Genomic DNA, 26,004 nt, shown 5'->3' with positions numbered 1-26,004 from the left:
GTATTCGCAGGAACCCTTGCGCGATTTGTGCGCTTGGTGTGCCAGAATCGGGGCGTTGACCCCGCACCGGCACCAGGGCCGCATGAGGAGTAATTTGAATGCCTTCGTTTTTCGATGCCGGCGACAGGTCTCGACGGTCCTTGCGGATCGCCGTCACCGCGGTGGCATTGGGCGTGGCGGGATGCTTTACCGCCGCTTTCACCTTTGCCGACCAGCCGGTTCGCGCCGCTGCAGTCGAACAGGCGCGCTAGGGCAGCTGGGGCATCGCTGCCGCGCGGGGCCTGCGGGTCGCAAGCCAGCACGATGCGATGATAATCGCCGTTCCGATCACGGTGGGCAGCGTGAGCTGCTCGGCAAAGAACAGCCAGCCAAACAGCGAAGCCCAAAGGAAACCCGAATATTCGAGCGGGACCAGTACCTGCGCCTCGGCGCGGGCATAGGCCCAGGCAAATGCCATCGCCCCGGCTACGGTCAGCGCCGCGGCGGCGCCGAGATCGATCAAAGTGGCTCTATCGGGCATTTCGAACACGAACGGCGCGGCCACGCCCAGCAGGACCACCGAAACACCCGAATGGAAGGTGGCGATCTCGGCCGGGCCGGCAACCTGCGACTGGCGCCGGATAAGGATGAACCCATAGGCATAGAGCAGTGCCGAGAAGAGCATGGCGGCGAGCCCCAGCGCGGCATCGCGGTCGAAATCGGCCTGCCCGATCTTGCCGCCGACAATGACCAGCGTCCCCGCGAAACCGAGCAGCGACGCCGCGATCGCTTCGCGGCGGATGGTCTCGCCCAGCAAGATGCGCGCGAGATAGAGCGCGATCAGCGGGGCAATGAAGCTGATCGCGATCGCTTCCGCCAGCGGCAGCTTGGTAAGCGCATAGAAAAAGGCCAGTGCCATGAAGGTGGCGACCACCGAGCGCTGCAGATGCAGCTTGAGCACATGCCGCTGCGGCCAGCGGCCGCCGCGCGCCAGCCACAGCGGCAGCGCAATTCCCGTACCGATTACCGACCGCAGCCACGAGGCGGTGAGCGCCCCTACCGCCAGTGCGGCGCTCTTCATGAAGGCATCCATCAGCGACAGGCTGGCGACCGCCAGCGCGGCCATGAAGACAGGAAGCAGGACATGGTCGCGGGTCACCGCACGGCTCTATCCGCGCATCCTGCAACCGTCACCGGTAATTCAGCACTGCGAAAGCCGGGATATTGGATTAGCTTGGCGCATTGGACTAATATCCCCCCATACGCGCTACAGGGGCGCGGGGTGCATCTGGTAGGACTTATGACACGCTTCCGTCTGATTTTCGGCTCCGCAATGGGTGCGGCGCTGTGTGCAACTTCGGTAATGGCGCAGGACAATGCGCCCGAAGACCTGCTGCCGCCCGAACCGGCGAAGGTGACCGAGAAACTGCCCGATTACACCGCGGGGACCACCACGGGGGCGACCCCGCCGAGCGTCGAGGACAGCTTCGACGATATCCGCACGGCGTCGGGCGAAGTGGTCCAGCAATTGCCGGTGATGGTCCGCGAATGGAGCATCCCGCAGGCGAAAAAGCTGCTGGCCTTCATCCCCACTGTCGAAGCCGAGGGGCTGGTTCCTGCGGATTACCGCAGTGCCGAGCTGTCCGCTGCAATCGCCGCGGGCGAAGGTGCGGCGCTGAATGACATCGCGAGCCAGATCTTCATCTGGCTGGTCGAGGATCTGCGAGACGGGCGCACGCCGATGGACGCGCGGCGCCAGTGGTTCGTCGTCGATCCCGACCCCGATGTCCTGCCCTCGCATCGCCTGCTCGAACAGGCGGTCGAGAGTGGCGATATCGCGGGCACGCTGGCTGCGCTCAACCCGGTGTCGCCCGACTATGCGCGGCTCAAAACCGAGCTGGCGAAGACCACCGATCCGGCCAAGCGCAAGCTGATCCGCGCGAACATGGATCGCTGGCGCTGGCTGGCGCGCGATCTGGGCAAGCAGTACCTGCTCACCAACGTCCCCGAATACCAGTTGCGGCTGACGGTCAACGACCGGATCATCAAGAATTACCGCGTTGTGGTGGGCAAGGCCGGTCGCACGGCCACGCCGCAACTCTCCGAAATGGTCGAGGCGGTGATCTTCAACCCAACCTGGACGGTGCCGCAATCGATCGTGAAGGGCGAGGGACTGGGCGCGAAAGTGCTCAACAACCCCGCCTGGGCGCGCGCCAATGGCTACAAGGCGACCAAGGGCGCGAATGGCTGGGTCAGCGTGGTGCAGCAGCCGGGGGCGGGCAATTCGCTCGGCCTGATGAAGCTCGACATGCCCAACGAGCATGCGATCTTCCTCCATGACACGCCTGCCAAGGCGCTGTTCAATCAGGACAATCGCGCGCTCAGCCACGGCTGCATCCGCGTGCAGGGCGCACGCGAACTGGCGATGACGATGGCCATGCTGGGCAATGCCGAAACGCGCGAGGATCTGCCGGTCATCCAACAGGAAGTGTCCGAGATCACCGCCAGCGGGACCTACACACGCTATCCGATGGAAAAGCAGTGGCCGGTGTACATTACCTATTTCACCTATGGCGTGGACGTGAACGGCAATTTGACCAAGTTCGCCGACATCTACGATCGCGATGCGCCGGTACTGGCCGCGCTCGACGCCCCGCGCGAGCGTGACCGGGCGCGCAAGACAAGCGAAGAAGTGGTCGAGATCGTCGACGACCTGCAGACCACCTGACGGGGTTAGTAGACGCCCGGATTGGTCCGTTCGAATGTGCCGCCGTGGTCATTCCGCAGCAGGTCGTATTGCGCGACCGGCGGAGTGACGCGGCTGCCGTCTTCGGCGATGCCATAGCTGCCCGCGACGAGCAGGCGGCCGCCCGACAGGTCGATCAGCGCGCGGTCGAATTGTTCGGGGCCCATCGCGAAACAGCCGTTCGAGCGGCCTAACCGGCCAAAGCGATCGACGTGGCCGGGGGTGGCGTAATTCGCCTGGTGCATCACGATCGCGCGTGGCAGCGCGTTGGAATTGGTCGGGTCGAGCCCGTCGAGCCGCAGCGAGGTGCCATAGCGCCCGACATACCAGCTGCGCGTCATGAACGCGCCGCGGCTGGAGGCTTCGCTGCCCTCGATATTGGAATAGCGCTTGAGCCAGCCGTCGTGTTCGCCGTCGGAACCGGTACCGTGGCTGACGTGGAAACTTTCCACGCGCTCGTTCGCGAGATCGACGAAATGGAACCGCTTCTGCGCCGAATGTAGCCCGAAATCGGCGATACCGACCACATCCTTGCGCCAGATGTTGCTGCCCGTCCGCGCCAATTCATCGCGCGCGATCGCCATCAACTGCGCATCGCGCGCGGCGGTGGGATTGACCTGGGCGAACAGGCGCGCGGGCACGGTCAGCGCCGCACCGGCAGCAAGCGAGCCTTTGAGAATATCGCGACGTTTCATCTTGGGCACCTTAACAGCCTTGTGCTGGCCACGTCATGAATATTGCGGCGAAACGGCGCAGCTATTCGCCCAGCACCATGCGATCGTGTTCTATGCGGACCGGGTGGATGGTCGACAGGAAGCTTTGACCGAGCAGCGACACGCCGAGGCCTTCGGGCACGATAAGCGCCGCGACATCGCGCGCCTCGTGCCCGCCGAGCGTAACGCGATCAAGCGTGACGCTGACGCCATAGACGGGCCCCGAAGCCCCGCGCGCCACCTCGTGCACATCGGCATCGGACCAGTAGAGCCCCGCTGCACGCGCATCGGTGCCGGTCAGTGCGACCTTGGTCGCGCCGGTATCGACCAGGAATTCAACCTGCGACCCGTTGATCCGCGTGTCGGCGTAAAAATGTCCGTCCGCTGCACGCGGCAGTTCGGTCGCGCCCGCGGCCCAGCTCGCATAGCTGGCGCTGCTGTTCGAATGGGGGTCCAGAGCGGCGGGGTCGGCGGTCTTTTCGCTCGCGAAGTCTTCTGCGCCCTCGGTCGCTGAATCGATTGCGCCGCCGGGCACGAAAGCGGCGCCGACGAAGGCCAGCATGGCAATGGCAAGAAAGATGGCCTCGCGCATGGCGCCAGCATGCGCGATCGGGTTTAATTTGACGTAAAGTGCTTATTCCGCCGCTTCGGCAGGCTGCGTGGCGTGCGGATCGAAGGCAACCGCCTCGCCCGCCTCGATCTGCGCGGCCTTGGCTTCGACCAGCGAAACGATGTGGTCGAGCATGTCTTCGCTCTTCACATGGTGGTCGGTCACGCCCGAGAGGAACACCATGTGCTTGCCCGCGCCGCCGCCGGTGATGCCGATGTCGGTTTCGCGCGCTTCGCCGGGGCCGTTGACCACGCAGCCGAGCACCGAGAGGCTCATCGGCGTCTTGATATGCTCGAGCCTTTTTTCGAGCGTCTCGACCGTGCGGATGACGTCGAACCCCTGGCGCGAACAGCTGGGGCAGGACACCACGCGCACGCCGCGGGTGCGCAGGCCCAGCGCCTTGAGCATTTCGAAGCCGACCTTCACTTCCTGTTCGGGTTCGGCGGAGAGCGAGACGCGGATCGTGTCGCCGATCCCCGCCCACAGCAGGCTGCCGATGCCGATCGAGCTCTTGACGGTGCCGCCGATCAGCCCGCCCGCTTCGGTAATGCCGAGATGCAGCGGGCAATCGACCGCTTCGGCGAGGCCGTGATAGGCGGCGACCGCGAGAAACACGTCGCTCGCCTTCACCGCGACCTTGTATTCGTGGAAATCGTGATCCTGCAGCAGCTTGATATGGTCGAGCGCGCTTTCGATCAGCGCTTCGGGGCAGGGCTCGCCGTATTTTTCCAGCAGGTCCTTTTCCAGGCTGCCGGCATTGACCCCGATGCGGATCGCGCAGCCATTGGCCTTGGCCGCGCGCACGACTTCGGCGACGCGCTCGCTGCTGCCGATATTGCCCGGATTGATCCGCAGGCAGGCGGCGCCCTTGTCCGCCGCTTCGAGCGCGCGTTTGTAGTGGAAATGGATGTCGGCGACGATCGGGACATTGGATGCCGCGGTGATCTTGTCGAAATGTGCGGTCGATTCCGCCGTGGGGCAGGACACGCGGATGATGTCCGCCCCGGCATCCTCGCAGCGACGAATCTGGTCGATCGTCGCGCCGACATCCTCGGTCGGCGTGTTGGTCATGGTCTGGACGGTAATCGGGGCATCGCCGCCGACGGGGACGTTGCCGACCATGATCTGGCGGGACGGGCGGCGCTCGATAGTGCGCCAGGGACGAATTGAAGACATGTGCGGCAATATAGAGCCCCCAGTGTGAAGGGGCAATGACGCTGCTAGGCCAGGGCGTCGCGATAGCGCCGACTGCCGCGCACACGCTCGCCATTTGCCAGCGTGACGGTGAAGTCCCCGCTCTGTCCGCTCTCGATCGCGCGCACGGCATCGCGGCGGATAAGGCGGCTCCGGTGGATGCGCGCGAAGGCGGGGCCCAGTTCGGCTTCCACCCCCGCCATCGTTGCGCGGTATAGGTAGTTCTCGCCCTGTGCGTGGATTTCCACGTAATTCGCGGCAGCTTCGATCCGGTCGATGGAGGCAAGCGGCACGCGGATGCGGCGGCTGCCATCGGATATCTCGAGGACGCGCTCGGCGCCGGCCCCGTGGCCGGGGGCGGGGGCCGGACGCAGCATGTACCAATGGAGTGCCGCCGCAATCGCAGCGAGCAGGGTATAGTCGGCAATGTCCTTGCGCAATTCATAGGGGAAACCGCGCATCCCTTCGGGGAAGTGGTAGTCCCCGCCGGCGAACGCCCAGGCGATCTCGCGCAGGCCGACCATGAGACCCACGTGAACCGCCGAGGCGATGGGGGCACCCACCACCAGCAGGACCGCTGCGACGGGCCAGCTGCGGCGCGGCGGCAGCATATGCGGGATCGCGCGCCACAACAGCAGGACGACGATGCACCATGCGGCAAAGCTGGTCAGTTCGAGCGTCCAGACGATCTGTGGATCGGCGCTGCCTTCGCTATCGGTCAGCTTCGACCCGACATTGGCCCACAGCTGCAGCGCCGCATAGACCAGCAACGCCGCCACCACGCCCAGCAGGACGAAATAGCGATTGCCGTTTGACCCTCGCGGCCCGCCGCTTGTCCCCGGTCCGGTGCCATCCATCCCTGCCGCTCCCCCGTTCATGGCGTAGAGATAGCAGAGCGGGCGGCGCTTCGCCTAATCTTCGGAGCATGGACACAAACCCGCTGCCCGACCCGACATCCGGCCGCCATTTCGGCATGGACTGGCTGCGCATCGCGGCCTTCGCGCTTCTGATCCTCTACCATGTCGGCATGGCTTTCGTACCCTGGGGCTGGCATGTGCAATGGAGCGAGATCAGCGAGTTCTCGCGGCTGCCCATGCTGGCGCTGAACGGCTGGCGGCTGGCGCTGCTGTTCGTGGTGTCGGGATATGCCACCGCGGCCCTGCTTGCCCGCAGCGAACGGCTCGCCTTCCTGCGGTCGCGCAGCGCACGCCTGCTGGTCCCGACCGTCTTCGCGATGATCGTCGTCATTCCGCCCCAGGTGTGGATCGATCTGATGTACAACCATGGATATGCGCAGCCCTTCGCGGCCTTCTGGCGCACCGATTACTTCCGCTTCGGCACGCTCGAGGGCATCGTCATGCCGACGTGGCAGCACCTGTGGTTCGTCGTCTATCTGTTCGCCTATACGCTGGTCGTCCTCGCGCTCCATGCACTGCTCCCCGCCCAGGCTCGGCGCTGGATCGTCAAACTGCTGGGCAAGGTGTTCGCCTCCGCGGGCGGCTTGCTGGCGATCCCGGTGCTGTGGGCCGTGCTGCGCCCCCTCTTCTTCTTTCCCGGGGTCGAGGATACGCATGCGCTGCTCGGCGATTTCGCGGCGCATTACATTTTCCTCGCCGCTTTCCTGTTCGGTTTCCTGCTGCGCCATTCCGCGCCGCTGTGGTCGGGCATCCGCGCCACTTGGCACCTTGCGGGATTGATCGCCCTGGTGGCTACGGCGGCCATGGTCGGACAGGTCTGGTGGCTGACCGGGCACGAATGGTCGGACGGGGCGGCGGCGATCTACGCCGTGGTGCGCGGGGTGCAATCATGGTGCACGATCGTCGCACTGCTTGGGGTCGCCGACCGCTTCTGGAACCGCGACGCGCGCTGTCGGACCATGCTCAACGAGGCGGTCTTTCCCTTCTATATCATTCACCAGACCATCATCGTCATGTTCATCTGGTATCTGCGCCCGGTAGCCATGCCCGCGGGGGCGGCGTTCCTGCTGACCGTGGCGATCACCGCGATCGGATGCTGGCTGTTCTACCGCATCGGGCGCGCGGTGCCCGGTCTGCGGTTGCTCATCGGGCTGCGCGGTTGGCGCATTCCCCCTTCCACCGCCCCGATGGATGCGGCATTCAGGCGGGTATGAGCCAGACAACCGACGCCGCCGAGACCGAAACACCGCTGCTGTTCGGGCGGGTGCTCGATGGCCAGGGCGGGGCGCGGCCGATCGCCTGGGCGGAGGCGCTGGAGTGGCAGCCCGCCGCCGCGGGCGAAGTGCTGTGGCTGCATATCTGCCGCAACCGCCCCGGCGTGCTGGAATGGCTCGAGGGCCGCTTGCATATCCCCGAGCCGACTGCGGAACTGCTCGTCAGCGACCAGACGCGTCCGCGCGCTTTTCGCGAAGGCGAAACGCTGGTCGGCACGCTGCGCGGGATCAATTTCAATCCCGGCGCCGAACCCGAAGACATGATCTCGATGCAGTTCTGGTGCGACGGGCGGCGGCTGGTAACGCTGCGCCGCGACCCCCTGCAGATCCCGCGCGAGGTCGTGGCGCTGCTCGATCGCGGCGATGGGCCGCCCGATGCAGGGGCAACGATCACGCTGCTCGCCGAACTGCTGATCGCGCGGATGAGCCAGTCGATCGTCGACATGAACGATGTGCTCGACGTGCTCGAACACGACGATCCCGAAGAACATGCCGAGCGCATGCTCAAACGGATCTCGACGATCCGCCGTAATTGCCTCGGGCTCAAGCGGCACATGGCGCCGCAGCACGAGGCGCTCGAGCAGATCAGCCGCGATGCGCCCTTCTGGTTCGAGGAACACGACCGGCGCGAGATCGCCGAGAGCATCGCTCGCCTGCGCCGCTATCTCGACGATATCGACATCAGCAAGGAAAGCGCATTGGTGCTGCAGGACGAGATCCGGGCGCGCAGCCTCGCCTCGAGCGAGCACGCGACCTATATGCTGACCATCGTCGCGGGCATTTTCCTGCCCTTGAGCTTCCTCACCGGCCTGCTCGGGATCAATGTCGGCGGTATGCCCGGGATGCAGGACCCCGACGCCTTCTGGGCGGTGGTGGCGCTGTGCGGGCTGCTGTTCACCGCGCTGATCGTCGCCTTCCGCCGGTTGCGCTGGCTCTGACTGCCAGCGCACCAGCGGCGGCATGGTGACGCGCCCGACCGCCGCGCCCGGCATGATCTGGTCGTCGCTGGGAAGTGGATGATGCCGCGGCCGATCTCGCGGCGCTCGGCTCCGTCCATTGTGCGGTGGTCTGGCGCGCGGGCGAGCGGCCGGTGTTCGCCATGCACCCGGCATGGGAAGACGAGGCGCAGGCCCGCTGGGTCGGCGAGGGGTGGATCGAGCGCCTCGGTCAGTAAGCGAAACGTTCGCCGACCAGGTCCTCGCTCATCGCCCACAGCTGTTCGGCGCTGTCGGGGTCGAGTGCATAGCTGCGCACGCCGCCCATCGGGCTTGCATCGTCTTGGTCGGCGACATGGCAATCCTCGCAATAGAGCCCGCCGCTACCGGCAACCGCGTCGCTCGTCGCCGCCCAGCAGGTGGTGGCTGCGCCCTGCGGAATGGTCTTGAAGCCCTGACCCGGCTGGCCCGATTCCTCGGCCGACTTGCGCATCCGCTCCATCATCCATTCGCGGTCCTGCTCGGTCATGTGGCGTCCGAGGTTGGTCATGATCCCGCCCGGATGCACCGCATAGGCATGGATGCCCTTGTCCGCGAGCCTTCGTTCCAGCCCGACCGAGAACAGGATGTTGGCGGTCTTCGACTGCCCGTAGGCCTCCCATTTGTTGTATTCGCGCTGATCGTAATTGGGATCGTCGAAATGCAGGCGGTCGATATGGTGGCCGCGGCTCGACAAATTGACGATGCGCGGGGCCTGCCCCCGTTCGATCAGGGGCATCAGCAGATTGGTCAGCAGGAAATGACCGACATGGTTGGTGCCGAACTGCATTTCGAAGCCGTCGGCGGTGCGTCCGAGCGGGGCGGCCATCACCCCGGCATTGTTGATCAGCAGGTCGATCTTGTCGAAGCGGCTGGCGGCATCCTTGGCTGCCGCGCGCACGCTGTCGAGCGAGGCGAGGTCGCAGACGAGCGTGTCCACCCTCGCGCCGGTTCCCTCGGCAACCTCGTCGGCGGCGGCGGACAGCTTGGTCGTATCGCGCCCAGCCAGGATGACATGCGCGCCCTTGGCCGCCATCGCCCGCGCGGTTTCCTTCCCGAGCCCCGAATATCCGCCCGTGACCAGCGCGGTCCGCCCGTTCAGATCGCGGTCTGCAAGGACCTCGTCGGCCGTGTTTTCGAACCCGAACTCGCTCATACGCTCTCTCCCTTTGCAAGGCGGCGTAGCACAGAAAAAAGGGCGCGGGATGATTAATCCCACGCCCGTAATCTGCGAGACCGAAAGGTCGGTTGGCCTAGGCCCCCGGGGGGAGCGGATCGGCCGATTTGGACGCCGCCTTGCGGCCCGGCTTGGGTGCGGAGGCGCCGCCCAGGTCGCTGTCCATCTGTTCCAGCTTGCGCGCTGCCCAGTCGCGGCCACCGAGGCCAAAGGCAAGCGCCCCGGCCACCGCGACGCCGGCGATTAGGATCGTCAGCGCATTGGCCGGGATCATCCCGCCGATGCCGGTGAACTGCAGGCCCATGAAGACGAACAGGATGATGGTCGCCCAGCGCACGATGGTGCCGGCGGTCGACCCGCCCGCATCGCCGGCGATGAGCCGTGCGAGCAGGTTGGCGATCAGGAAGCCGAAGGCGATGACCACCGCCCCGAAGATTACCCGTCCGCCCAGTTCGAGCAGCTGGTCGAGGATCACGGTCAGCTCGGGAAAGCCGAGCAGCCGCGTCGCCGCGATCGCGAAGAACAGGATGATCGCGACCTGTGCGACCCGCGCGATGATGCTCGATGCGGTCGTGCCTTCGGTTACCAGCCCGCTTTCGGCCATGGCCCGGTCGACGCCCAGCCCCGGCAGGACTTCCTTGGCGATCTGGACCACGAACTTGCTGATGAGATAGCCGATGCCGAGCAGGACCGCTGCAGCGATGATGTTCGGAATGGCAGCGAAGATCATCCGCAGCATTTCGCTGGCCGGCGCGCTGATCGAGTCGATCCCGAGCTGTTCCAGCGCGGCGATCGCCACCGGGATCGCGATCAGGACATAGATGATCGTTCCGATGGTCTTGCTGATGGCGCTGTTGCCGGTGACACCTTCGACCCCGCCGCGATTGGCCCATTTGTCGAAATCGACCGTCTGCAGCATGGTTACGACGAGGTCGCGGACGATCCGCGCCACCATCATCCCGATAAAGAAGATCAGCCCCGCCCACAGCAGGTTGGGGAGGAAGGCGACGACGTTTTCGAGCAGGCTGTCGATCGGGCCGGCTACTCCGCCGAGTTCGAGGATGTTGAGAATGATCAACAGGCCGAACAGCCAGACCAGCAGGCTGACGATCTTGCCGAGCGATTCTCCCAGCGACTGGCCGCTGCCGGTCCCGCGCTTGAAGAAGTCGACGGTATCGACGAGTTTGGCGAAAGCCCATTTGGCCCCGCGCGCAATAAGCCAGGTGATGATCAGCGCGACGACGGCGAGGAGAATCTTTTCTCCCAGTTCCATCGCCACCTGTTCGTCGAAACGATAACGGTCGAAAATCATAACCCGTCCCCCAAGTGGTTTCCGTAAGGGAAGGGCTATCACGCAAACCGTTATTCTCCAAAACGCATTAACGGATGAAGTGGAAAAGCGGTCATGCTACCGCTTTTACATGAGAGGATTTTCCACCCGCATCGCCCGCGCGCTGGCCGCGCTTTTCGTCTTTATCGCAGTACCTGCCGCGGCTGAGGACGAGCCCGGCTGGTCGATCGCCATTCATGGCGGCGCGGGGACCATCGCGCGCGACGATATGACGCCGCAGCAGGATGCGGCCTATCGCGCTGCACTGCAAAGCGCGCTCGACGCGGGCGCGCAGGTGCTGCGTGAAGGCGGCAGCGCGATGGATGCGATCCAGGCCGCAATCGAGCCGATGGAAGACGATCCGCTGTTCAACGCCGGGCGCGGCGCGGTATTCACCTGGGACGGCGACATCGAACTCGACGCCTCGATCATGGATGGCCGTACCCGCGATGCGGGCGCGGTGGCAGGCGTCACGGGCATCCGCCATCCGATCGCGCTTGCGCGCAAGGTGATAACCGACAGTCCGCATGTCATGCTGGCCGGGAACGGAGCGGCTCAGTTCGCGGCCGAGCAGGGGCTGGCGACCATGCCGCCCGAATGGTTCGAGACCGAACGCCGCCAGAAGGCGCTCGAGCGGATGAAGGCCGAGCGGCTTTCCGCGCTCGATGTCGATATCAAGTTCGGTACGGTCGGGGCGGTGGCGCTCGACCGGGATGGCAACATGGCCGCGGGCACCTCGACCGGCGGGATGACCGGCAAGCGCTGGGGCCGTATCGGCGATGCGCCGATCATCGGTGCGGGCACCTATGCCGACAATCGCGCTTGCGCGGTCTCGGCCACCGGCTGGGGCGAGTTCTTCATCCGTGTCGGCGTGGCGCATGAAATCTGCACCCGGCTACGCCATCGTTACCGCACCGAAATCGACGCCGCGCAGGCCAGTGTGCCGCTCGATGACGAGGGTCTTCCGACCCATATCGTCCACGCCAGCGAATTCGGTCTCGACGCCGCGCAGGCGCAGGAGGAAATCGACGCGGTCATTGCCGATGTCGGCAGTCTCGGGGGTGACGGCGGGGTGATTGTGGTGACGCGCGACGGGCATCCGCTGTTCAGCATGAACACTTCGGGCATGTACCGCGGGCGCGCTACCAGCGACGGGCTGCGCGAAGTGGCGATCTACGGCGACGAGTAGGCGTTCAGCCGCGCGGGCGGGCCTGCGCATAGCTGCCCAGCAGGCGCACGCCATTGGTCTGGAAGGCGAGTTCCTCCAGCGCCGTGTCGACCCGGGCATCGCCTGGCGCGCCCTCGATGTCGGCAAAGAACATCGTCGCGGCGAAACTCGCGCCCTTCTGGTAGCTTTCGAGCTTGGTCATGTTGACGCCATTGGTCGCGAAGCAGCCCAGCGCCTTGTACAGCGCGGCGGGCGTGTTCTTCACTTCGAAGATGAAGGTCGTCATCGCCTGCGCGTCCGCAAGTGCGGCCGGATCGAGTGCCTCGTTCGCCAGCACCACGAAGCGTGTCGTATTGTCGGGCGCATCCTCGACCTCGCGCTCGACGATTTCGAGCCCGTAGAGGTCGGCGGCGAGCGCGGGGGCGATGGCGGCGATGTCGGTCTTGCCGCTTTCCGCCACGAAGGCGGCCGCGCCCGCCGTATCGGCATGGGCAAGGCCGACGATGCCCCGCTCGCTGAGGAATTTATGCGACTGGCCCAGCGCCTGCGGATGGCTGTAAGCGGCGTCGAACGGGCCCGGCCCCAGCGCCATCAGGCAGTGGGTGATGCGCATGAAATGCTCGGCGACCAGCGACAGCCCGCTCTCGGGAAGCAGGAAATGGATGTCCGCCACGCGTCCATGCTGGCTGTTCTCGATCGGGATCATCGCGCAGCCCGCCGCGCCGCTTTCCACCGCTTCGAGCGCGTCCTCGAAACTGAAGCACGGCAGCGGCAATGCCTCGGGAGCGAATTGCATCGCCGCCTGGTGCGAATTCGATCCCGGGGCCCCGCCAAAGGCGATGGCGCGCAGCGGTTCCTGCGCAGCAGCGGCGCGCATCGAATCGACAAGGGCGAGGGCAGGCTTGGCAAACTGGCGCATGGTCTGCGGGCGTTACGGCTGCGTTCCAGTCGCATCAAGCGCTATTGCGGCTTGCGCACTTGCGAAAGGCGGCGGTGCACACTAGAGCGGCGCGCAACCATCTGACCAACCGATTTTCGCCGGGTATTTTACGCAATGGACGATCGTTTCAACACCGCTGCAGGCTGGGTCCTTGCCGCCGGTATCGTGGCACTGGGCAGCTCCATCGTTTCGGGCATGTATTTCCATGCCGATAGCGCCGAGCACCCTGAAGAGCCGGGCTACTTCATCGAAGGCGCAGCCGAAGAAGGCGGTGCCGATGCGGGCCCCGACCTCGGCACGCTGCTCGCCAGCGCGGATGCCGCGGCGGGCGAGAAGGTCTTTGCCAAGTGCACTGCGTGTCACACGATCGACCAGGGCGGCGCCAACGGCATCGGCCCGAACCTTTATGGCGTGATGGGCAAGCCGATCGGCGGTCACGCCGCGGGCTTCGCCTACAGCTCGGCGCTGGCCAGCAAGGGCGGCTCCTGGACCTGGGAAGCGATGGACGAATGGCTGACTAGCCCGCGCGCCTTCGCCAATGGCACCAAGATGAGCTTCGCCGGTCTCAGCAAGGCTGAGGACCGCGCCAATGTCATGGAATTCATGTCCACCTATGGCGGTGCGCCGGCCAAGCCTGCGCCGGTCGTGGCGGAAGAAGAGCCGGCCGAGGGCGAAGACGCGCCCGGCGCGGGTGCCGGACCGGTCGAAGGCGCGGAAGCCGGGGCCATGGAATCGGCTGGCAGCATGGGCGCGGACCAGCCGGTCCCGGCGGGCAATGCCGCGACCAACAACGATGGCGCGACCAAGGTCGACGAATAAGCCATCCCTCACGGGATAATCGAAAAGGCCTCGCTGCGGCGGGGCCTTTTTCGTTTCAGCCGTTGTCCTTGAAGCCTTGCGCGATGACGTACCACTCGCTCGAGTCCTTGCGGCTGGCGGGCGGCTTGGCGTGCTTCACCGTGCGGAAATGCTGCTTGAGCAGCGCGAGCAGATCGTTGTCGGTCCCGCCTGCGAGCACCTTGGCAAGGAAGGTCCCGCCCGGCGCGAGGTTCTCGATCGCAAACCATGCCCCCGCCTCGACCAGCCCCATCGTCCGCAGGTGATCGGTCTGCTTGTGGCCGACGGTATTGGCCGCCATGTCGCTCATCACCAGCTCGGCCTTGCCGCCCAGCGCCTCTTCGAGCACGCGCGGGGCATCGTCGTCCATGAAATCCATCTGGAAGATCGTGACGCCCTCGATCGGCTCGACTTCGAGCAGGTCGATTCCGACGACCAGCGCCTTGGGCTTGAGCTTGCGCACCACCTGGCTCCAGCCGCCCGGCGCAATGCCGAGGTCGACCACGCGGGTGACGCCCTTGAGCAAATCGTATTTCTCGTTCAGCTCGGTCAGCTTATACGCCGCGCGGCTGCGATAGCCGTCCGCCTTGGCCTGCTTGACGTAAGGGTCGTTGAGCTGGCGCTGGAGCCAGCGCGTCGAACTCGCCGTGCGTTTCTTTGCGGTGCGCACGCGAACGTCGCGATCCTTGCCCGATCTAGACATCCTGTTCTCGCATTCTTTGTACTGTCGCGCGGCTGCGTTCGCCCTCGGCATCGGCGGCGATCAGGCTGCGCAGGATCCCTTCACGGATGCCCCGGTCGGCCACGCCCAATTGTTCGGCGGGCCAGATGTCGAGGATCGATTCAAGAATCGCGCAGCCCGCGATGACCAGATTGGCGCGGTCGTCGCCGATGCACGGCAGGCACTTGCGTTCGGCGCTGCTCATCCGCGACAGGCGGGTGGAGATATCGCGCATCGATTGCGACGGCACGATCAGCCCGTCAACCGCCCGCCGGTCGTATTGCGGCAGTTCGAGATGCAGGCTCGCTAGCGTCGTCACGGTGCCGCTGGTACCCAGCAGGCGGATCGGTTCGCGCGAATGCGTATGCTCGCGGATGCGCTCGGCGAATTCGGCGAAGCTGCGTCCGACGGTACGCCGCATCTCGCAATAGCGTTCGAGCCGGGTGGTTTCGGTGTCGTCCGATCCCTCGACCGTGTCGGTCAGCGAAACCACGCCCCAGGGCACGCTCAGCCAGTCGACGATGCGCGGCACGTTCTCGCCCGGCTGGACCAGCACGAGCTCGGTCGAACCACCGCCGATGTCGAAGATGATCGCCGGGCCGTTGCCTTCCTCGAGCAGGACATGACAGCCGAGCACCGCCAGCCGCGCCTCCTCCTGCGCGGAAATGATGTCGAGCATGATCCCGGTTTCGCGGCGCACCCGTTCGATAAAGGCCGGGCCGTTGCTGGCGCGGCGGCACGCCTCGGTGGCGACCGAGCGCGCCAGCCGGACATTGCGCCGGCGCAGCTTCTCCGCGCAGACCTGCAAGGCGGCGAGTGTGCGCTCCATCGCTTCGTCGGACAATTTGCCGCTCGCGGCCAGACCCTCGCCCAGCCGGACGACCCGGCTGAAGGCATCGATCACGGTGAAATTTTCACCCGACGGGCGGGCGATCAGCAGGCGGCAATTGTTGGTCCCGAGGTCGAGCGCGGCATAGGCCTGGCGGCGCGCGGGAGGGCTGGCTGCGGCAACATTCGGGCGGGGCGCGAAGGTGCCATCGCGGCGTGACGCATTGCGCCGGTCGCCGTGCTTGCCGTCGGGCCGGGAGGGGCGCTTGTAGCGGAAATCGGCTACCTTGCCGGACTTGCCGCCCCGTTTTGTCCCTGGCCCCCTGTTCGTGTCCGGCGGAGAATGATCCGCCATATCGAGAGCTTTCTTGTTCCTCCCGCGCAAACCAGCGTGCACGGGGACTTGGCGGCGATGCTAGCGGTGAAGCGGAGACGGGGCAAGGGCAGGCGGCGCGCGCGGGGTTGACCTCGCGTCCCGGCAAAACTAGATGCGCGGCCTCTGTTCCGGAGCGGCCCGCGATTCTCGCCCGCCCGGCCAGCTGATGCCCCGTCGTCTAATGGTAAGACTACGGACTCTGACTCCGTCAATTGAGGTTCGAATCCTCACGGGGCATCCAGTTTCCTCACATCCGTTGCCAAAGCCGTCTTCCCGCGCCAAACAGGTTGCAATGGGAGACGGACATTTGAGTGAGACCTTTCCGGAAATCCGCGAAGCGGTGCGGCGGCTGTGCGCGCGCTTCCCCGGCGAATACTGGCAGAAGCTCGACCGCGAGCGCGCCTATCCGAGCGAATTCGTTGCCGCGCTGACCGAGGCCGGCTTCCTGTCGGTACTGATTCCCGAGGAATATGGCGGCTCGGGCCTCGGGCTCGAGGCAGCCTGCGCGGTGCTCGAGGAAATCCACCGGTCGGGATCGAACGGCGGTGCCTGCCATGCGCAGATGTACACGATGGGCACGCTGCTCAAGCATGGCTCGGACCAGCAGAAGCGCGAATACCTGCCCAAGATCGCCAGCGGCGAATTGCGGCTGCAGGCCTTCGGCGTGACCGAACCCGGCGCGGGTACCGATACGACGCGGATCAGCACCTTCGCGCGCCGCGATGGCGACGATTACGTTGTCAACGGCCAGAAGATCTGGATCAGCCGCGCCGAACATTCGGACCTGATGGTGCTGCTATGCCGCACGACCCCGCGCGAGGAATGCGCCAAGCCCTCCGACGGGATGAGCGTGCTGCTGGTCGACATGCGCGAGGCGGTGGGCAACGGGCTGACGATCCGGCCGGTGCGCACCATGCTCAACCATGCCACCACCGAACTGTTCTTCGATGACTTGCGCGTCCCCGCCAGCGCGTTGATCGGCGAGGAGGGCAAGGGCTTCCGCTACATCCTTTCGGGCATGAATGCCGAGCGTATCCTGATCGCTAGCGAATGCATCGGAGACGGGCGCTTCTTCATCGACCGCGCGGCTGCCTATGCGAAGGACCGCAGCGTGTTCGGCCGCGCCATCGGCGAGAACCAGGGCGTCCAGTTCCCCATCGCGCGCGCCTATGTCCAGCTCTCCGCGGCGGCCGAAATGGTGACCAAGGCCGCGCGCATGTTCGATGCCGGCGAAACCGGCGGGACCGAAGCGAACATGTCCAAGATGCTGGCCAGCGAGGCCAGCTGGTTTGCCGCCGACATGTGCATCCAGACCCACGGCGGGTTCGGCTTTGCCGAGGAATATGATGTCGAGCGCAAGTTCCGCGAAACCCGGCTCTACCAGGTCGCGCCGATCAGCACGAACCTGATCCTGAGCCATGTCGCCACGCATGTCCTGGGCCTGCCCAAGAGTTTCTAGAATATATAGTTTTTCCGAGGAGAGAGTAATGTCGAACGGTCCGCTGACCGGCCTCAAGGTCGTCGAATTCCAGGGCATCGGCCCGGGCCCGCACGTGTGCATGATGCTGGCCGATATGGGCGCGGAGGTCGTGCGCATCGAACGCGCCGGTCACCAGCCGATGAACCCGGTGGTCGAACGCGCGCGGCACCGCGCGGAAGTCGATCTCAAGAGCGCCGAAGGCCAGGCGTTCGTCAAGCAGGCGCTGGCGCATGCCGATGTGCTGGTCGAAGGCTTTCGTCCCGGCGTCATGGAACGGCTGGGTCTCGGTCCGCAGGAATTGCTCGAGGCCAATCCGCGGCTGGTTTATGCGCGGATGACCGGCTGGGGGCAGGACGGCCCGCTGGCGCAGGCGGCCGGCCACGATCTCAACTATATTGCCATCACCGGTGCGCTCGACGCGATCGGCAAGCGCGGCGAACTGCCCGTGCCGCCGCAGAACCTCGTCGGCGATTTCGGCGGCGGTTCGATGTATTGCGCGATGGGCGTGCTCGCGGCGCTGTTCGAACGCGAACGCAGCGGCAAGGGGCAGGTGGTCGATGCCGCGATCGTCGACGGCGTGACCAGCCTGATGAGCTTCTTCTACGGCCAGCCGCATAGCGCGCTGCGCACGGTGGATCGCGGCGCGGGCCTGCTGGGCGGGGCGGCGCATTTCTATCGCTGCTATAGCTGCAAGGATGGCAAGGAGATCAGCGTCGGCGCGATCGAACCGCAATTCTATGCCGAGCTGCTCCAGCGCGCCGATGCGCCCGAGCATTTGCGCGAGGCGCAGATGAACCCGGCCAATTGGGACAGCTATGCCGAGGATCTGGCTGCGCTATTCGTGACGAAGACGCAGGACGAATGGTGCGAATTGCTCGAAGGCACCGACGCCTGCTTCTCGCCCGTCGTTCCGCTCGACCATGCCAAGGATCATCCGCATATGAAGGCGCGCGGGGCTTTCGTCGAACACGGCGGGCGCTGGCACACTGCCCCCGCACCGCGGTTCGACCGCACGCCCAACACGATCCGCGACAGCGCCAGCGATGGCGAAGAGGTGGTGGCGCGCTGGCGTCAGGAGAGCTAGAGGCGCGCGCAAAGGAGAGTTTCCGATGCGCGATTGCACCCAGTTCTACATCGACGGCCAGTGGATCGACCCGGTCGAGGAAAACACCGTTGCGGTGGAGAACCCTGCCACCGAGCAGACCATCGGCCACATCAGCTTCGGCACCGCGGCCGATGTCGACAAGGCCGTGGTCGCCGCGCGCAGGGCATTCGAGAGCTTCAGCCAGACCAGCAAGGAAGAACGGCTGACCCTGCTGCGCGCGATCCAGGCGGAGATCGAGACCCGCAAGGAAGAGCTCGCGACTGCGGTCAGCGACGAAATGGGCGCGCCGCTGAGCCTCGCCAACGGGCCGCATGTCGGCCTGCTTGCGGGCCATTGCCAGAAGGCCATCGAAGTGCTCGAAGGCTTCGCATTCGAACGGCTCGACGGGCCGACGCTGCATGTGTGGGAGCCGGTCGGCGTGGTCGGCATGATCACCCCGTGGAACTGGCCGCTCAACCAGATCGCCTGCAAGGTCTTCCCCGCGCTGGCGACGGGCAATACGATGGTGCTCAAGCCGAGCGAGATCGCGCCCTTCAATGCCTGTATCTTCGCCGAGATCATGCATGCAGCGGGTGTTCCCGCAGGCGTGTTCAACCTGGTCAACGGCGACGGGCCGGGCGTGGGCGAAGCGATCAGCGGCCATCCCGATATCGACATGGTCAGCTTCACCGGTTCGACCCGCGCGGGCATCGCGATCGCGAAGAATGCCGCCGATACCGTCAAGCGCGTGGCGCAGGAACTGGGCGGCAAGAGCCCGAATATCGTGCTCGACGATTCCGCATTCACCAAGTCGGTGGCCAAGGGCACGGTCGCAATGATGGGCAATTCGGGCCAGACCTGCACCGCGCCCAGCCGGATGCTGGTTCCGCATGCGCGAATGGCGGAAGCCAAGGCCGCAGCGAAGGAAGCTGCCGAAGGCGTCATCCCCGGCGATCCGAAAGGCAATGCGGCGATCGGCCCGGTGGTCAGCCGCGCGCAATGGGACAAGATCCAGGGCTTGATCGAGAAAGGCGTCGAAGAAGGCGCAACGCTTGTCGCGGGCGGCCCCGGCAAGCCCGAGGGGCTCGAGACCGGTCACTACGTAAAGCCGACCGTCTTCGCCGATGTCACCAACGACATGACCATCGCGCGCGAGGAAATCTTCGGCCCGGTGCTGTGTATCCTCGGCTATGAGGATTACGACGACGCGATCCGCATCGCCAATGACACCGAATACGGTCTCGCCAGCGCGATCACCGGCGAGGACATCGAACTCGCCCGCAGCCTTGCCAAGCGCATTCGCGCGGGCCGCGTGGCGATCAACGGCGGCTACGATCTCAACGCCGCCTTCGGGGGCTACAAGAAGTCGGGCAATGGCCGCGAATGGGGCGAATGGGGCTTCCACGACTTCCTCGAGGTCAAAGCCGTCATGGGGCACGGCTGATGGCGGGGAAGTATTTCGACGAATGGCAGGTCGGCGATACGCTGACGCACGACATCCGCCGGACGGTGACCGAGACCGACAATCTGCTCTTCACCACCATGACGCACAACCCGCAGCCGCTCCATCTCGACGCGGAAGCGGCCAAGGCGAGCGAGTTCGGGCAGATCCTCGTCAACGGGACCTTCACCTTCTCGCTGATGGTGGGGCTCAGTGTCGGTGACACCACGCTGGGTACCCTTGTGGCCAACCTCGGTTACGACAAGCTGGTCATGCCCAAGCCCGTCTTCATCGGCGATACGCTGCATGCCACCAGCGAGGTGATCGGCCTGCGCGAGAGCAAGTCGCGGCCCGATGCTGGGATCGTGACATTCCTGCACGAAGCGGTGAACCAGCGCGGCGAGGTGGTGTGCCGCTGCGAACGCTCGGCGCTGCTCAATAAGCGACCCGCCTGACACCGTCCCGATTTGCGCGCGTAACCTTTTGGCGCCCGGCGCGTTTATGGCGCAAGGGAGATGCTTGAGGTGCAACACGAACCGACCAGCATGGGCGAAGTGCTCGGTGAGCTCGACGAGCTGGCCTCGACGCATGACGAGGTCTGCGTTGCCGATGTGCTCGACGATTTCGGCGAACGCAGCTTCGGCCCGTTCATCATGCTCCCCGCGCTGCTTGAAATCACGCCCATCGGCGGCATCCCCGGCCTGCCCACCGCGCTGGCGCTGTTTATCGCGCTGATCGCGATCCAGCTCCTCGTGGGGCGCGACCATGTATGGATGCCGCGCTTCGTCCAGCAGCGCTCGGTCGGCTCGAAGAAACTGCATAAATCGGTCCGCAAGCTGCGCGGGCTCGCCAATTTTCTCGATCACCATAGCGAAGGACGGCTGGAAAGCCTGACGCAAGGCGCCGCGATCAGGCTGGTCGCGGCGGCGGTGATCCTCCTGTGCTGCACGGTCCCGCCGCTCGAATTCCTGCCTTTCGCCAGTTCGGTTCCGATGCTCGCCATAGCGGTTCTCGGGCTGGCCCTGACCGTACGCGACGGCGCGCTGGTGTTGGGAGCGCTGCTGTTTACCGCGCTTGCCACCGCTCTGGGGCTTGCCATGTACTTCAATTCTTCGGGCGACGGCGCGGGCTTGCCTTTCCTCTAGCCAGCGCTGCCGCCGGCCCGACCGTGCCCGCAGCGAGCATAACGGGAATTCCCTTGGCTCGGCGCAACTTGCCATTCACCTGTCGCACCCTACATAATCGGGAACGAAAGGACTCCGTGCATGAGCGACCAGAATTCCCCGCCCGAGCCTGAGGGCAACGGCCCGAACCCCTGGGTGAAGAGCCTGATGATCTGGGGCGGCATCTTCCTTGCCCTGCTGATGGTCGTTTCGGTCTTCGGCGGCGGGTCGAGCGGCGGTGGCGCGCAGATCCTCTATTCCGACTTCCGCGACAAGGTCGCCGAAGGTTCGGTTGCCAGCGTGCAGATTTCCGACACCTCGATTGTCGGCGAGATGAAGAATGGCGAGCAGTTCTCGGCTATTCCCGTCCCCAATGACACCACGCTGCCGCAGCTGCTGGAAGACAATGGCGTTCGGTATTCGGGGGTCGAGGCCGATAGCGGCAATCTCCTGCTTTACGCGCTGATCCAGATCCTGCCCTTCGTGCTGATCCTCGGCATCGCTTTCTTCGCCCTGCGCCAGGTCCAGAAGGGCGGCGGCGCGGGCGGCGCGATGGGCTTTGGCAAGTCCAAGGCCAAGATGCTCACCGAACGGCAGGGCAAGGTAACCTTCGCCGATGTCGCGGGGATCGACGAAGCCCGCGAGGAGCTCGAGGAAATCGTCGAATTCCTCAAGGATCCGCAGCGCTTCTCCAAGCTCGGCGGGCAGATCCCCAAGGGCGCGCTGCTGGTCGGCTCGCCCGGTACCGGCAAGACGCTGTTGGCGCGCGCGATCGCGGGCGAGGCGGGCGTGCCCTTCTTCACCATCTCCGGTTCGGACTTCGTCGAAATGTTCGTCGGCGTCGGCGCCAGCCGCGTGCGCGACATGTTCGAACAGGCGAAGAAAAACGCGCCGTGCATCCTCTTCATCGACGAAATCGACGCGGTCGGCCGTAGCCGTGGCCACGGCCTCGGCAATTCGAACGACGAACGCGAGCAGACGCTCAACCAGCTGCTGGTCGAGATGGACGGGTTCGAAGCCAATGAAGGCATCATCATCATCGCGGCGACCAACCGCCCCGATGTGCTCGACCCCGCGCTGCTGCGTCCGGGCCGGTTCGACCGCCAGGTCGTCGTGCCCGTGCCCGACATCGAAGGGCGCGAGAAGATTCTTGCCGTCCATATGAAAAAGGTGCCGCTGGCGCCCGATGTGAACCCGCGCACCATCGCGCGCGGTACGCCGGGCTTCTCGGGTGCCGATCTCGCCAACCTCGTCAACGAGGCGGCGCTGCTCGCTGCGCGGCGCAACAAGCGCCTGGTCGCGATGCAGGAATTCGAGGACGCTAAGGACAAGGTCATGATGGGCGCCGAACGGCGTTCGATGGTCATGACCGAGGACGAAAAGCAGATGACCGCCTATCACGAGGCCGGTCATGCGCTGGTCAGCCTCAACGAGCCCGCGTCGGACCCGATCCACAAGGCGACGATCATCCCGCGTGGCCGCGCCCTGGGTATGGTGATGCGCCTGCCCGAGCGCGATAACTACTCCTACCACCGCGACAAGATGCATGCGAACCTCGCGGTCGCAATGGGTGGCCGGGTCGCCGAGGAAATCATCTTCGGCCACGACAAGGTGTCGAGCGGCGCCTCGGGCGACATCCAGTATGCCACCGATCTGGCGCGCAACATGGTCACCAAATGGGGCATGAGCGACAAGCTCGGACCGCTGCAATACGAGGCCAGCCAGGAAGGCTATCTCGGCATGGGCCAGACCGCGCGCACCATGTCGGGCGCGGAGACCAACAAGCTGATCGATGCCGAAATCAAGCGGCTGGTCGAAGAAGGCCTGGCGCGCGCCAAGGACGTTCTGACCAAGCAGGAGGACAAGCTCCACCTGCTCGCGCAGGCCATGCTCGAATACGAAACGCTGACCGGTGACGAGATCGACCAGTTGATGAAGGACGGCAAGATCGACCGCCCCGACGAGCCCAAGGGCCCGGTCGCGGTCAAGCCGGTCGGGGGCATCGCAGTGCCCAAGGCGGGCCGTAAGCTTGGCGGAGGGCCGGCGCCGCAGGGCGCCTGATCCGCTCGATCCATTACAGGAAACGCGAAGGGCCGTCCGGGATGACCGGGCGGCCTTTTGCTGTGTCAGTAGAGCCCGAGCAGCGCCAGGAGCGCGGTGAACATCAAGAGAATGAACATGATCGCGACGCTGAGCACCGCCAGTCGCCATAGCGCCGAGAAGCGCGATAGCCGGTAGGTGCCGCGCAAATGTTTGTAGATGTGGACCGGCGGGACGAAGATCGACAACAGCGTCATGGTCGAGGCGCCCGCACCGGCGAGACCCGCCAGCACAATTGCCAGAATGAACAGCGTCATGAAGCTCAGCGAGTAGGTGACGAAGATCGCATGGTCATATGCCCTGAATGCGCGCTTCCACGCGAACAGCACCCAAACAAAGGGTATCGAGAGCGGAATCAGGAGCCAGCTGAACTTGTAGAAGTTGGTCTGCAACTTGTAGAGCATGAGCCCGGGGTTCATGCGCCACTTCTTGACCGCGGCCTGGAACCAGGGAACGCTTTCCAGCTCGCCTTCCCAGCCTTCGACCGTGACCAGTTCGCTGTTTGCGTCCGCCGGTGCAATTTCAGTGTCGCTGCCTTCCTTGGGCGCTTCTGCTGCAACGGCGGGGCGTGCGCCTGCGTTCGGTTCGCCAAGAAAGGGCAGCTCGCTGCGCGCCTTTACCAACGCATCGAGCTGGCGTTCGACATCGGCCAGCGATTCCTGCGCGCGTTCCCTGCGCGTCTCGCTGATCTCGGGATCATTTACGCGCGAAGCGAAGAGATCGCGCCGTTCGAGCAATTCGTTTTGCTGCTCGGCAGTCAGTTCCTGCAATTGCGCGTCGGTGTCGCCGGGGATGTCGACGGGCGCGCTGATCCCGGCGATCTGGAACACGGCAAACATCAGGAAGATGCAGAACAGGAATAGCGCCATCGGGCTGACGAAGCGCTTGCGCTGACCATCGATGTAGCGCCGGGTCAGTTCGCCGGGCTTGGCGACCAGCAGCGGCAGCGTGCGCCAGGTCTTGCCATCGAAGTGAAGCGCCCCGTGCAGCAGATCGTGCATGAACGCGCTCAGTGTGCGGTGCAGATGCGCCTGCTGTCCGCAGGAATGGCAATGGTCGCCAATCAGTTCGGTGCCGCAGTTGAGGCATGCACCCTCGGAGAAATGGCCCTTGCTAAGCGTTGTCGCCCGGCTCGACTTGCCGGCCACGGCGCGCGCAAACAACCCGCCTTCCACGGCTGTCCCGAGCCCTTCTGCGATATCGGTCATGCTGCCTCCCTGTCGCGGGACAGGGTAATGCGCTCGGCCCCTATGCTGCAATGCAAAAAGGCCGCCCGATGGGCGGCCTTTTCAAACATATCGATGTGGCGAACGGCTCAGCCGTCGTAATCGGCGCCGATCGAGGTCGAGCGCGTCGGGGCCGAGGCGGTAATCCGCAATGCTTCGGCCGACTGGCTGAGCGAGCCGACTTCATCCATCTCGTCATCGTCGTCGGGCAGGATCTTCTGCAGATTGGTAACCGCGGCTTCGTGCAGTTCCTTGGGCTTGATCGTCTGTTCGGCGATCTCGCGCAGCGCGACGACCGGGTTCTTGTCGCGATCGCGATCGACGGTCAGCTCCGCACCGCCCGAAATCTCGCGCGCCCGCTGGGCAGCCAGCAGGACGAGATCGAAACGATTGGGGACCTTGTCTACGCAGTCTTCGACGGTAACGCGCGCCATGGGGCACTCCGATGCAAATCAAGTGATTCCGGGAAAGCGCGCCACATAGGTTCCGCGCGCGAAATAGTCAAGGATTTGCGCGGTGCGGACAAGCGGCTAAGCCCTCCGCGATGGGAACTGCCGAAGCTGCCGACCGCAATGCGGATTATGCCGAACCGGCGCCGTTCGAGGCCGAGGCCGCGGGGCAGCGGCTGGTCTTCTATCCGGCGGGGGCGGACCGGCGCGCAGCGCTGTTCGACCTGGTCGAAAGCGCGCGCACGCGGCTCGATGTGTGCTTCTACATCTTTGCCGAAGACGGCGTCGGGGCGCAGTTTCGCGACGCACTTGCCGCGGCGGCGCGGCGCGGGGTTCGCGTAACGCTGATCGTCGACCAGTTCGGTGCGGGTGCGAGCGATGATTTCCTGCGCCCGCTGACCGATGCCGACGGCGTGTGCCTGCGCTTTTCCGCCAAATGGACGCGGCGCTATCTGATTCGCAACCACCAGAAGCTGGTGATTGCGGATGGCGTGCGTGCGATGTTCGGCGGGTTCAACATCGCCGATGCCTATTTCGCGCCGCCCGAACAAAATGGCTGGGCCGATCTCGGCATCGTCATCGAGGGATCGGCGGTCGAAGGCCTCAACGACTGGTATGCCCGGCTGCGTCACTGGACCGAGCGCGAGGAACAGCATGCGCGCGAAATCGCGCGGACGGTGCGCGACTGGCAATGGCAGCAGCCGGGGGTCACCTGGCTGGTCGGCGGGCCGACGCGCGGCCTGTCGAGCTGGGCACGCTGCGTGTCGGACGATCTGCTGAACGGCGAACGGCTCGACATGTTCATGGCCTATTTCAGCCCGCCCAAGCGGTTGCTGCGCCGCATGGGCGCGATCGCGCAAAAGGGCGCGACGCGGTTGGTGATGGCGGGCAAGTCGGACAATGGCGCGACCATCGGGGCGAGCCGCTCGCTTTATTCCTACCTGCTGTCGAAACGTGCGCAGATCTGGGAGTTCGCGCCGTGCAAGCTGCACACCAAGCTGATCGTGCTCGACGATGCCGTCTATCTCGGCAGCGCCAATTTCGACATGCGCAGCCTCTATATCAATCTCGAGTTGATGCTGAAGGTGGAAGATGCCGCGCTGGCCGACCGGATGCGTGCCTTCGTCAGCGAGCAGATCGCCGCGTCGCAGCGCATCACGGTGCCCCTGCACAAGCGGCGCGCGACGCTGTGGAACCGCATCCGCTGGAACCTCAGCTGGCTGCTGGTCTCGGTGATCGATTACACGGTGACCCGCAGGCTCAACCTGGGCATCTGA

Annotated in this window: 26 protein-coding genes and 1 tRNA gene; 15 read left to right on the top strand and 12 right to left on the bottom strand. The window is 65.2% G+C overall.

The window, feature by feature from the left end; all coding sequences use genetic code 11:
• Positions 1–98: 98 nt before the first annotated feature.
• Positions 99–251, top strand: a complete 153-nt coding sequence (locus J2S32_RS08000; RefSeq protein WP_253520068.1) for a hypothetical protein — start codon at positions 99–101, stop codon at positions 249–251.
• On the opposite strand, the gene J2S32_RS07995 is transcribed toward J2S32_RS08000, so the two are convergent.
• Positions 248–1,138, bottom strand: coding sequence for a DMT family transporter (locus tag J2S32_RS07995; RefSeq protein WP_253520067.1), 891 nt, complete (start codon positions 1,136–1,138; stop codon positions 248–250). The two genes, J2S32_RS08000 and J2S32_RS07995, sit on opposite strands and share 4 nt — an antisense overlap.
• A 141-nt stretch (positions 1,139–1,279) precedes the next feature.
• Here J2S32_RS07995 and J2S32_RS07990 point away from each other — a divergent pair, with 141 nt between their 5' ends.
• Positions 1,280–2,707, top strand: coding sequence for a L,D-transpeptidase family protein (locus J2S32_RS07990; protein ID WP_253520066.1), 1,428 nt, complete (start codon positions 1,280–1,282; stop codon positions 2,705–2,707).
• A 5-nt stretch (positions 2,708–2,712) separates the two neighbouring features.
• On the opposite strand, the gene J2S32_RS07985 is transcribed toward J2S32_RS07990, so the two are convergent.
• From J2S32_RS07985 to J2S32_RS07970, 4 genes are all read right to left on the bottom strand, one after another.
• A complete protein-coding gene (locus J2S32_RS07985; RefSeq protein ID WP_253520065.1) occupies positions 2,713–3,420 on the bottom strand; it encodes a murein L,D-transpeptidase catalytic domain-containing protein in 708 nt (235 codons plus the stop codon).
• Positions 3,421–3,481: 61 nt separating this feature from the next.
• Positions 3,482–4,030 carry a retropepsin-like aspartic protease family protein gene (locus J2S32_RS07980; RefSeq protein WP_253520062.1) on the bottom strand — a complete coding sequence of 183 codons (549 nt, stop codon included), beginning with the start codon at positions 4,028–4,030 and terminating at the stop codon, positions 3,482–3,484.
• Between the two features lie 42 nt (positions 4,031–4,072).
• Positions 4,073–5,224: a flavodoxin-dependent (E)-4-hydroxy-3-methylbut-2-enyl-diphosphate synthase gene (gene ispG / locus J2S32_RS07975; protein WP_253520060.1), complete on the bottom strand. Its 1,152-nt coding sequence runs from the start codon at positions 5,222–5,224 to the stop codon at positions 4,073–4,075.
• A 44-nt stretch (positions 5,225–5,268) separates the two neighbouring features.
• Positions 5,269–6,120, bottom strand: coding sequence for a LytTR family DNA-binding domain-containing protein (locus J2S32_RS07970; protein WP_253520058.1), 852 nt, complete (start codon positions 6,118–6,120; stop codon positions 5,269–5,271).
• A gap of 47 nt (positions 6,121–6,167) precedes the next feature.
• Between J2S32_RS07970 and J2S32_RS07965 the strand changes: the two genes are divergently transcribed.
• The 3 genes from J2S32_RS07965 (at position 6,168) to J2S32_RS07955 (ending at position 8,607) form a co-directional block, all read left to right on the top strand.
• Positions 6,168–7,373, top strand: a complete 1,206-nt coding sequence (locus tag J2S32_RS07965; protein ID WP_253520055.1) for an acyltransferase family protein — start codon at positions 6,168–6,170, stop codon at positions 7,371–7,373.
• Positions 7,370–8,371 (top strand): zinc transporter ZntB, encoded by a 1,002-nt coding sequence (locus J2S32_RS07960; RefSeq protein ID WP_253520051.1) that lies wholly within the window; start codon positions 7,370–7,372, stop codon positions 8,369–8,371. Before J2S32_RS07965 ends, J2S32_RS07960 begins: the two co-directional genes overlap by 4 nt.
• Before the next feature lie 74 nt (positions 8,372–8,445).
• On the top strand, positions 8,446–8,607 hold the full coding sequence (locus J2S32_RS07955) for a hypothetical protein (RefSeq protein WP_253520047.1): 162 nt from the start codon (positions 8,446–8,448) through the stop codon (positions 8,605–8,607).
• Here J2S32_RS07955 and J2S32_RS07950 read toward each other — a convergent pair.
• Positions 8,601–9,563, bottom strand: a complete 963-nt coding sequence (locus J2S32_RS07950; protein ID WP_253520043.1) for an SDR family NAD(P)-dependent oxidoreductase — start codon at positions 9,561–9,563, stop codon at positions 8,601–8,603. The two genes, J2S32_RS07955 and J2S32_RS07950, sit on opposite strands and share 7 nt — an antisense overlap.
• Before the next feature lie 97 nt (positions 9,564–9,660).
• Positions 9,661–10,896: a mechanosensitive ion channel gene (locus J2S32_RS07945; protein ID WP_253520040.1), complete on the bottom strand. Its 1,236-nt coding sequence runs from the start codon at positions 10,894–10,896 to the stop codon at positions 9,661–9,663.
• A 109-nt stretch (positions 10,897–11,005) separates the two neighbouring features.
• Here J2S32_RS07945 and J2S32_RS07940 point away from each other — a divergent pair, with 109 nt between their 5' ends.
• Positions 11,006–12,103, top strand: coding sequence for an isoaspartyl peptidase/L-asparaginase family protein (locus J2S32_RS07940; RefSeq protein ID WP_253520036.1), 1,098 nt, complete (start codon positions 11,006–11,008; stop codon positions 12,101–12,103).
• 4 nt (positions 12,104–12,107) lie between these two features.
• Here the strand turns inward: J2S32_RS07940 and J2S32_RS07935 are convergent, their stop codons facing one another.
• On the bottom strand, positions 12,108–13,001 hold the full coding sequence (locus J2S32_RS07935) for a prephenate dehydratase (protein WP_253520033.1): 894 nt from the start codon (positions 12,999–13,001) through the stop codon (positions 12,108–12,110).
• Between the two features lie 135 nt (positions 13,002–13,136).
• Between J2S32_RS07935 and J2S32_RS07930 the strand changes: the two genes are divergently transcribed.
• On the top strand, positions 13,137–13,841 hold the full coding sequence (locus J2S32_RS07930; RefSeq protein ID WP_253520009.1) for a c-type cytochrome: 705 nt from the start codon (positions 13,137–13,139) through the stop codon (positions 13,839–13,841).
• A 55-nt stretch (positions 13,842–13,896) separates the two neighbouring features.
• Here J2S32_RS07930 and J2S32_RS07925 read toward each other — a convergent pair whose 3' ends face one another.
• Together J2S32_RS07925 and J2S32_RS07920 are read right to left on the bottom strand one after the other, a co-directional pair.
• Complete coding sequence (locus J2S32_RS07925; RefSeq protein WP_253520005.1) at positions 13,897–14,562, bottom strand: RlmE family RNA methyltransferase; 666 nt, start codon at positions 14,560–14,562, stop codon at positions 13,897–13,899.
• Positions 14,555–15,763, bottom strand: coding sequence for a Ppx/GppA phosphatase family protein (locus tag J2S32_RS07920; RefSeq protein ID WP_253520001.1), 1,209 nt, complete (start codon positions 15,761–15,763; stop codon positions 14,555–14,557). Before J2S32_RS07920 ends, J2S32_RS07925 begins: the two co-directional genes overlap by 8 nt.
• A 188-nt stretch (positions 15,764–15,951) precedes the next feature.
• Here J2S32_RS07920 and J2S32_RS07915 point away from each other — a divergent pair.
• The 7 genes from J2S32_RS07915 to ftsH all read left to right on the top strand — a co-directional run bounded on the left by J2S32_RS07915 (position 15,952) and on the right by ftsH (position 23,013).
• Positions 15,952–16,025, top strand: a tRNA-Gln gene (locus tag J2S32_RS07915).
• Between the two features lie 51 nt (positions 16,026–16,076).
• Positions 16,077–17,243, top strand: a complete 1,167-nt coding sequence (locus tag J2S32_RS07910) for an acyl-CoA dehydrogenase family protein (RefSeq protein WP_253519998.1) — start codon at positions 16,077–16,079, stop codon at positions 17,241–17,243.
• Positions 17,244–17,271: 28 nt separating this feature from the next.
• Entirely contained in the window at positions 17,272–18,348 is a 1,077-nt protein-coding gene (locus tag J2S32_RS07905) for a CaiB/BaiF CoA transferase family protein (RefSeq protein WP_253519995.1), read from the top strand.
• Positions 18,349–18,373: 25 nt separating this feature from the next.
• On the top strand, positions 18,374–19,792 hold the full coding sequence (locus tag J2S32_RS07900; RefSeq protein WP_253519992.1) for an aldehyde dehydrogenase family protein: 1,419 nt from the start codon (positions 18,374–18,376) through the stop codon (positions 19,790–19,792).
• A complete protein-coding gene (locus J2S32_RS07895) occupies positions 19,792–20,244 on the top strand; it encodes a MaoC family dehydratase (protein WP_253519978.1) in 453 nt (150 codons plus the stop codon). Before J2S32_RS07900 ends, J2S32_RS07895 begins: the two co-directional genes overlap by 1 nt.
• Before the next feature lie 69 nt (positions 20,245–20,313).
• Positions 20,314–20,934 carry an exopolysaccharide biosynthesis protein gene (locus J2S32_RS07890; protein WP_253519975.1) on the top strand — a complete coding sequence of 207 codons (621 nt, stop codon included), beginning with the start codon at positions 20,314–20,316 and terminating at the stop codon, positions 20,932–20,934.
• A gap of 120 nt (positions 20,935–21,054) precedes the next feature.
• Positions 21,055–23,013 (top strand): ATP-dependent zinc metalloprotease FtsH, encoded by a 1,959-nt coding sequence (gene ftsH, locus J2S32_RS07885; protein ID WP_253519972.1) that lies wholly within the window; start codon positions 21,055–21,057, stop codon positions 23,011–23,013.
• Between the two features lie 65 nt (positions 23,014–23,078).
• Here ftsH and J2S32_RS07880 read toward each other — a convergent pair whose 3' ends face one another.
• The gene (locus J2S32_RS07880; protein ID WP_253519969.1) at positions 23,079–24,260 is read right to left on the bottom strand and encodes a DUF3667 domain-containing protein; all 1,182 of its coding nucleotides are present in this window, start codon (positions 24,258–24,260) and stop codon (positions 23,079–23,081) included.
• A 107-nt stretch (positions 24,261–24,367) separates the two neighbouring features.
• Positions 24,368–24,712 (bottom strand): DNA-directed RNA polymerase subunit omega, encoded by a 345-nt coding sequence (gene rpoZ / locus J2S32_RS07875; RefSeq protein WP_253519965.1) that lies wholly within the window; start codon positions 24,710–24,712, stop codon positions 24,368–24,370.
• Between the two features lie 110 nt (positions 24,713–24,822).
• On the opposite strand from rpoZ, the gene J2S32_RS07870 reads away from it, so the two are divergent.
• Positions 24,823–26,004, top strand: coding sequence for a phospholipase D-like domain-containing protein (locus tag J2S32_RS07870; protein ID WP_253519946.1), 1,182 nt, complete (start codon positions 24,823–24,825; stop codon positions 26,002–26,004).

The sequence above is a fragment of the Qipengyuania citrea genome (genome assembly GCF_024171405.1).
GTDB lineage: Bacteria > Pseudomonadota > Alphaproteobacteria > Sphingomonadales > Sphingomonadaceae > Qipengyuania > Qipengyuania profunda.
Note: the sequence above shows the minus strand (reverse complement) of the source record. Positions and strands in the feature narration are given on the sequence as shown.

What these genes read in the sequence shown, in the direction of transcription:
- J2S32_RS08000 (WP_253520068.1), top strand. Translation starts at nt 99, where the DNA reads ATGCCTTCGTTTTTCGATGCCGGCGACAGGTCTCGACGGTCCTTGCGG.
- J2S32_RS07990 (WP_253520066.1), top strand. Translation starts at nt 1,280, where the DNA reads ATGACACGCTTCCGTCTGATTTTCGGCTCCGCAATGGGTGCGGCGCTG.
- J2S32_RS07985 (WP_253520065.1), bottom strand. Translation starts at nt 3,420, where the DNA reads ATGAAACGTCGCGATATTCTCAAAGGCTCGCTTGCTGCCGGTGCGGCG.
- J2S32_RS07980 (WP_253520062.1), bottom strand. Translation starts at nt 4,030, where the DNA reads ATGCGCGAGGCCATCTTTCTTGCCATTGCCATGCTGGCCTTCGTCGGC.
- ispG (WP_253520060.1), bottom strand. Translation starts at nt 5,224, where the DNA reads ATGTCTTCAATTCGTCCCTGGCGCACTATCGAGCGCCGCCCGTCCCGC.
- J2S32_RS07970 (WP_253520058.1), bottom strand. Translation starts at nt 6,120, where the DNA reads ATGAACGGGGGAGCGGCAGGGATGGATGGCACCGGACCGGGGACAAGC.
- J2S32_RS07965 (WP_253520055.1), top strand. Translation starts at nt 6,168, where the DNA reads ATGGACACAAACCCGCTGCCCGACCCGACATCCGGCCGCCATTTCGGC.
- J2S32_RS07960 (WP_253520051.1), top strand. Translation starts at nt 7,370, where the DNA reads ATGAGCCAGACAACCGACGCCGCCGAGACCGAAACACCGCTGCTGTTC.
- J2S32_RS07950 (WP_253520043.1), bottom strand. Translation starts at nt 9,563, where the DNA reads ATGAGCGAGTTCGGGTTCGAAAACACGGCCGACGAGGTCCTTGCAGAC.
- J2S32_RS07945 (WP_253520040.1), bottom strand. Translation starts at nt 10,896, where the DNA reads ATGATTTTCGACCGTTATCGTTTCGACGAACAGGTGGCGATGGAACTG.
- J2S32_RS07940 (WP_253520036.1), top strand. Translation starts at nt 11,006, where the DNA reads ATGAGAGGATTTTCCACCCGCATCGCCCGCGCGCTGGCCGCGCTTTTC.
- J2S32_RS07935 (WP_253520033.1), bottom strand. Translation starts at nt 13,001, where the DNA reads ATGCGCCAGTTTGCCAAGCCTGCCCTCGCCCTTGTCGATTCGATGCGC.
- J2S32_RS07930 (WP_253520009.1), top strand. Translation starts at nt 13,137, where the DNA reads ATGGACGATCGTTTCAACACCGCTGCAGGCTGGGTCCTTGCCGCCGGT.
- J2S32_RS07925 (WP_253520005.1), bottom strand. Translation starts at nt 14,562, where the DNA reads ATGTCTAGATCGGGCAAGGATCGCGACGTTCGCGTGCGCACCGCAAAG.
- J2S32_RS07920 (WP_253520001.1), bottom strand. Translation starts at nt 15,763, where the DNA reads ATGGCGGATCATTCTCCGCCGGACACGAACAGGGGGCCAGGGACAAAA.
- J2S32_RS07910 (WP_253519998.1), top strand. Translation starts at nt 16,077, where the DNA reads ATGGGAGACGGACATTTGAGTGAGACCTTTCCGGAAATCCGCGAAGCG.
- J2S32_RS07905 (WP_253519995.1), top strand. Translation starts at nt 17,272, where the DNA reads ATGTCGAACGGTCCGCTGACCGGCCTCAAGGTCGTCGAATTCCAGGGC.
- J2S32_RS07900 (WP_253519992.1), top strand. Translation starts at nt 18,374, where the DNA reads ATGCGCGATTGCACCCAGTTCTACATCGACGGCCAGTGGATCGACCCG.
- J2S32_RS07895 (WP_253519978.1), top strand. Translation starts at nt 19,792, where the DNA reads ATGGCGGGGAAGTATTTCGACGAATGGCAGGTCGGCGATACGCTGACG.
- ftsH (WP_253519972.1), top strand. Translation starts at nt 21,055, where the DNA reads ATGAGCGACCAGAATTCCCCGCCCGAGCCTGAGGGCAACGGCCCGAAC.
- J2S32_RS07880 (WP_253519969.1), bottom strand. Translation starts at nt 24,260, where the DNA reads ATGACCGATATCGCAGAAGGGCTCGGGACAGCCGTGGAAGGCGGGTTG.
- rpoZ (WP_253519965.1), bottom strand. Translation starts at nt 24,712, where the DNA reads ATGGCGCGCGTTACCGTCGAAGACTGCGTAGACAAGGTCCCCAATCGT.
- J2S32_RS07870 (WP_253519946.1), top strand. Translation starts at nt 24,823, where the DNA reads ATGGGAACTGCCGAAGCTGCCGACCGCAATGCGGATTATGCCGAACCG.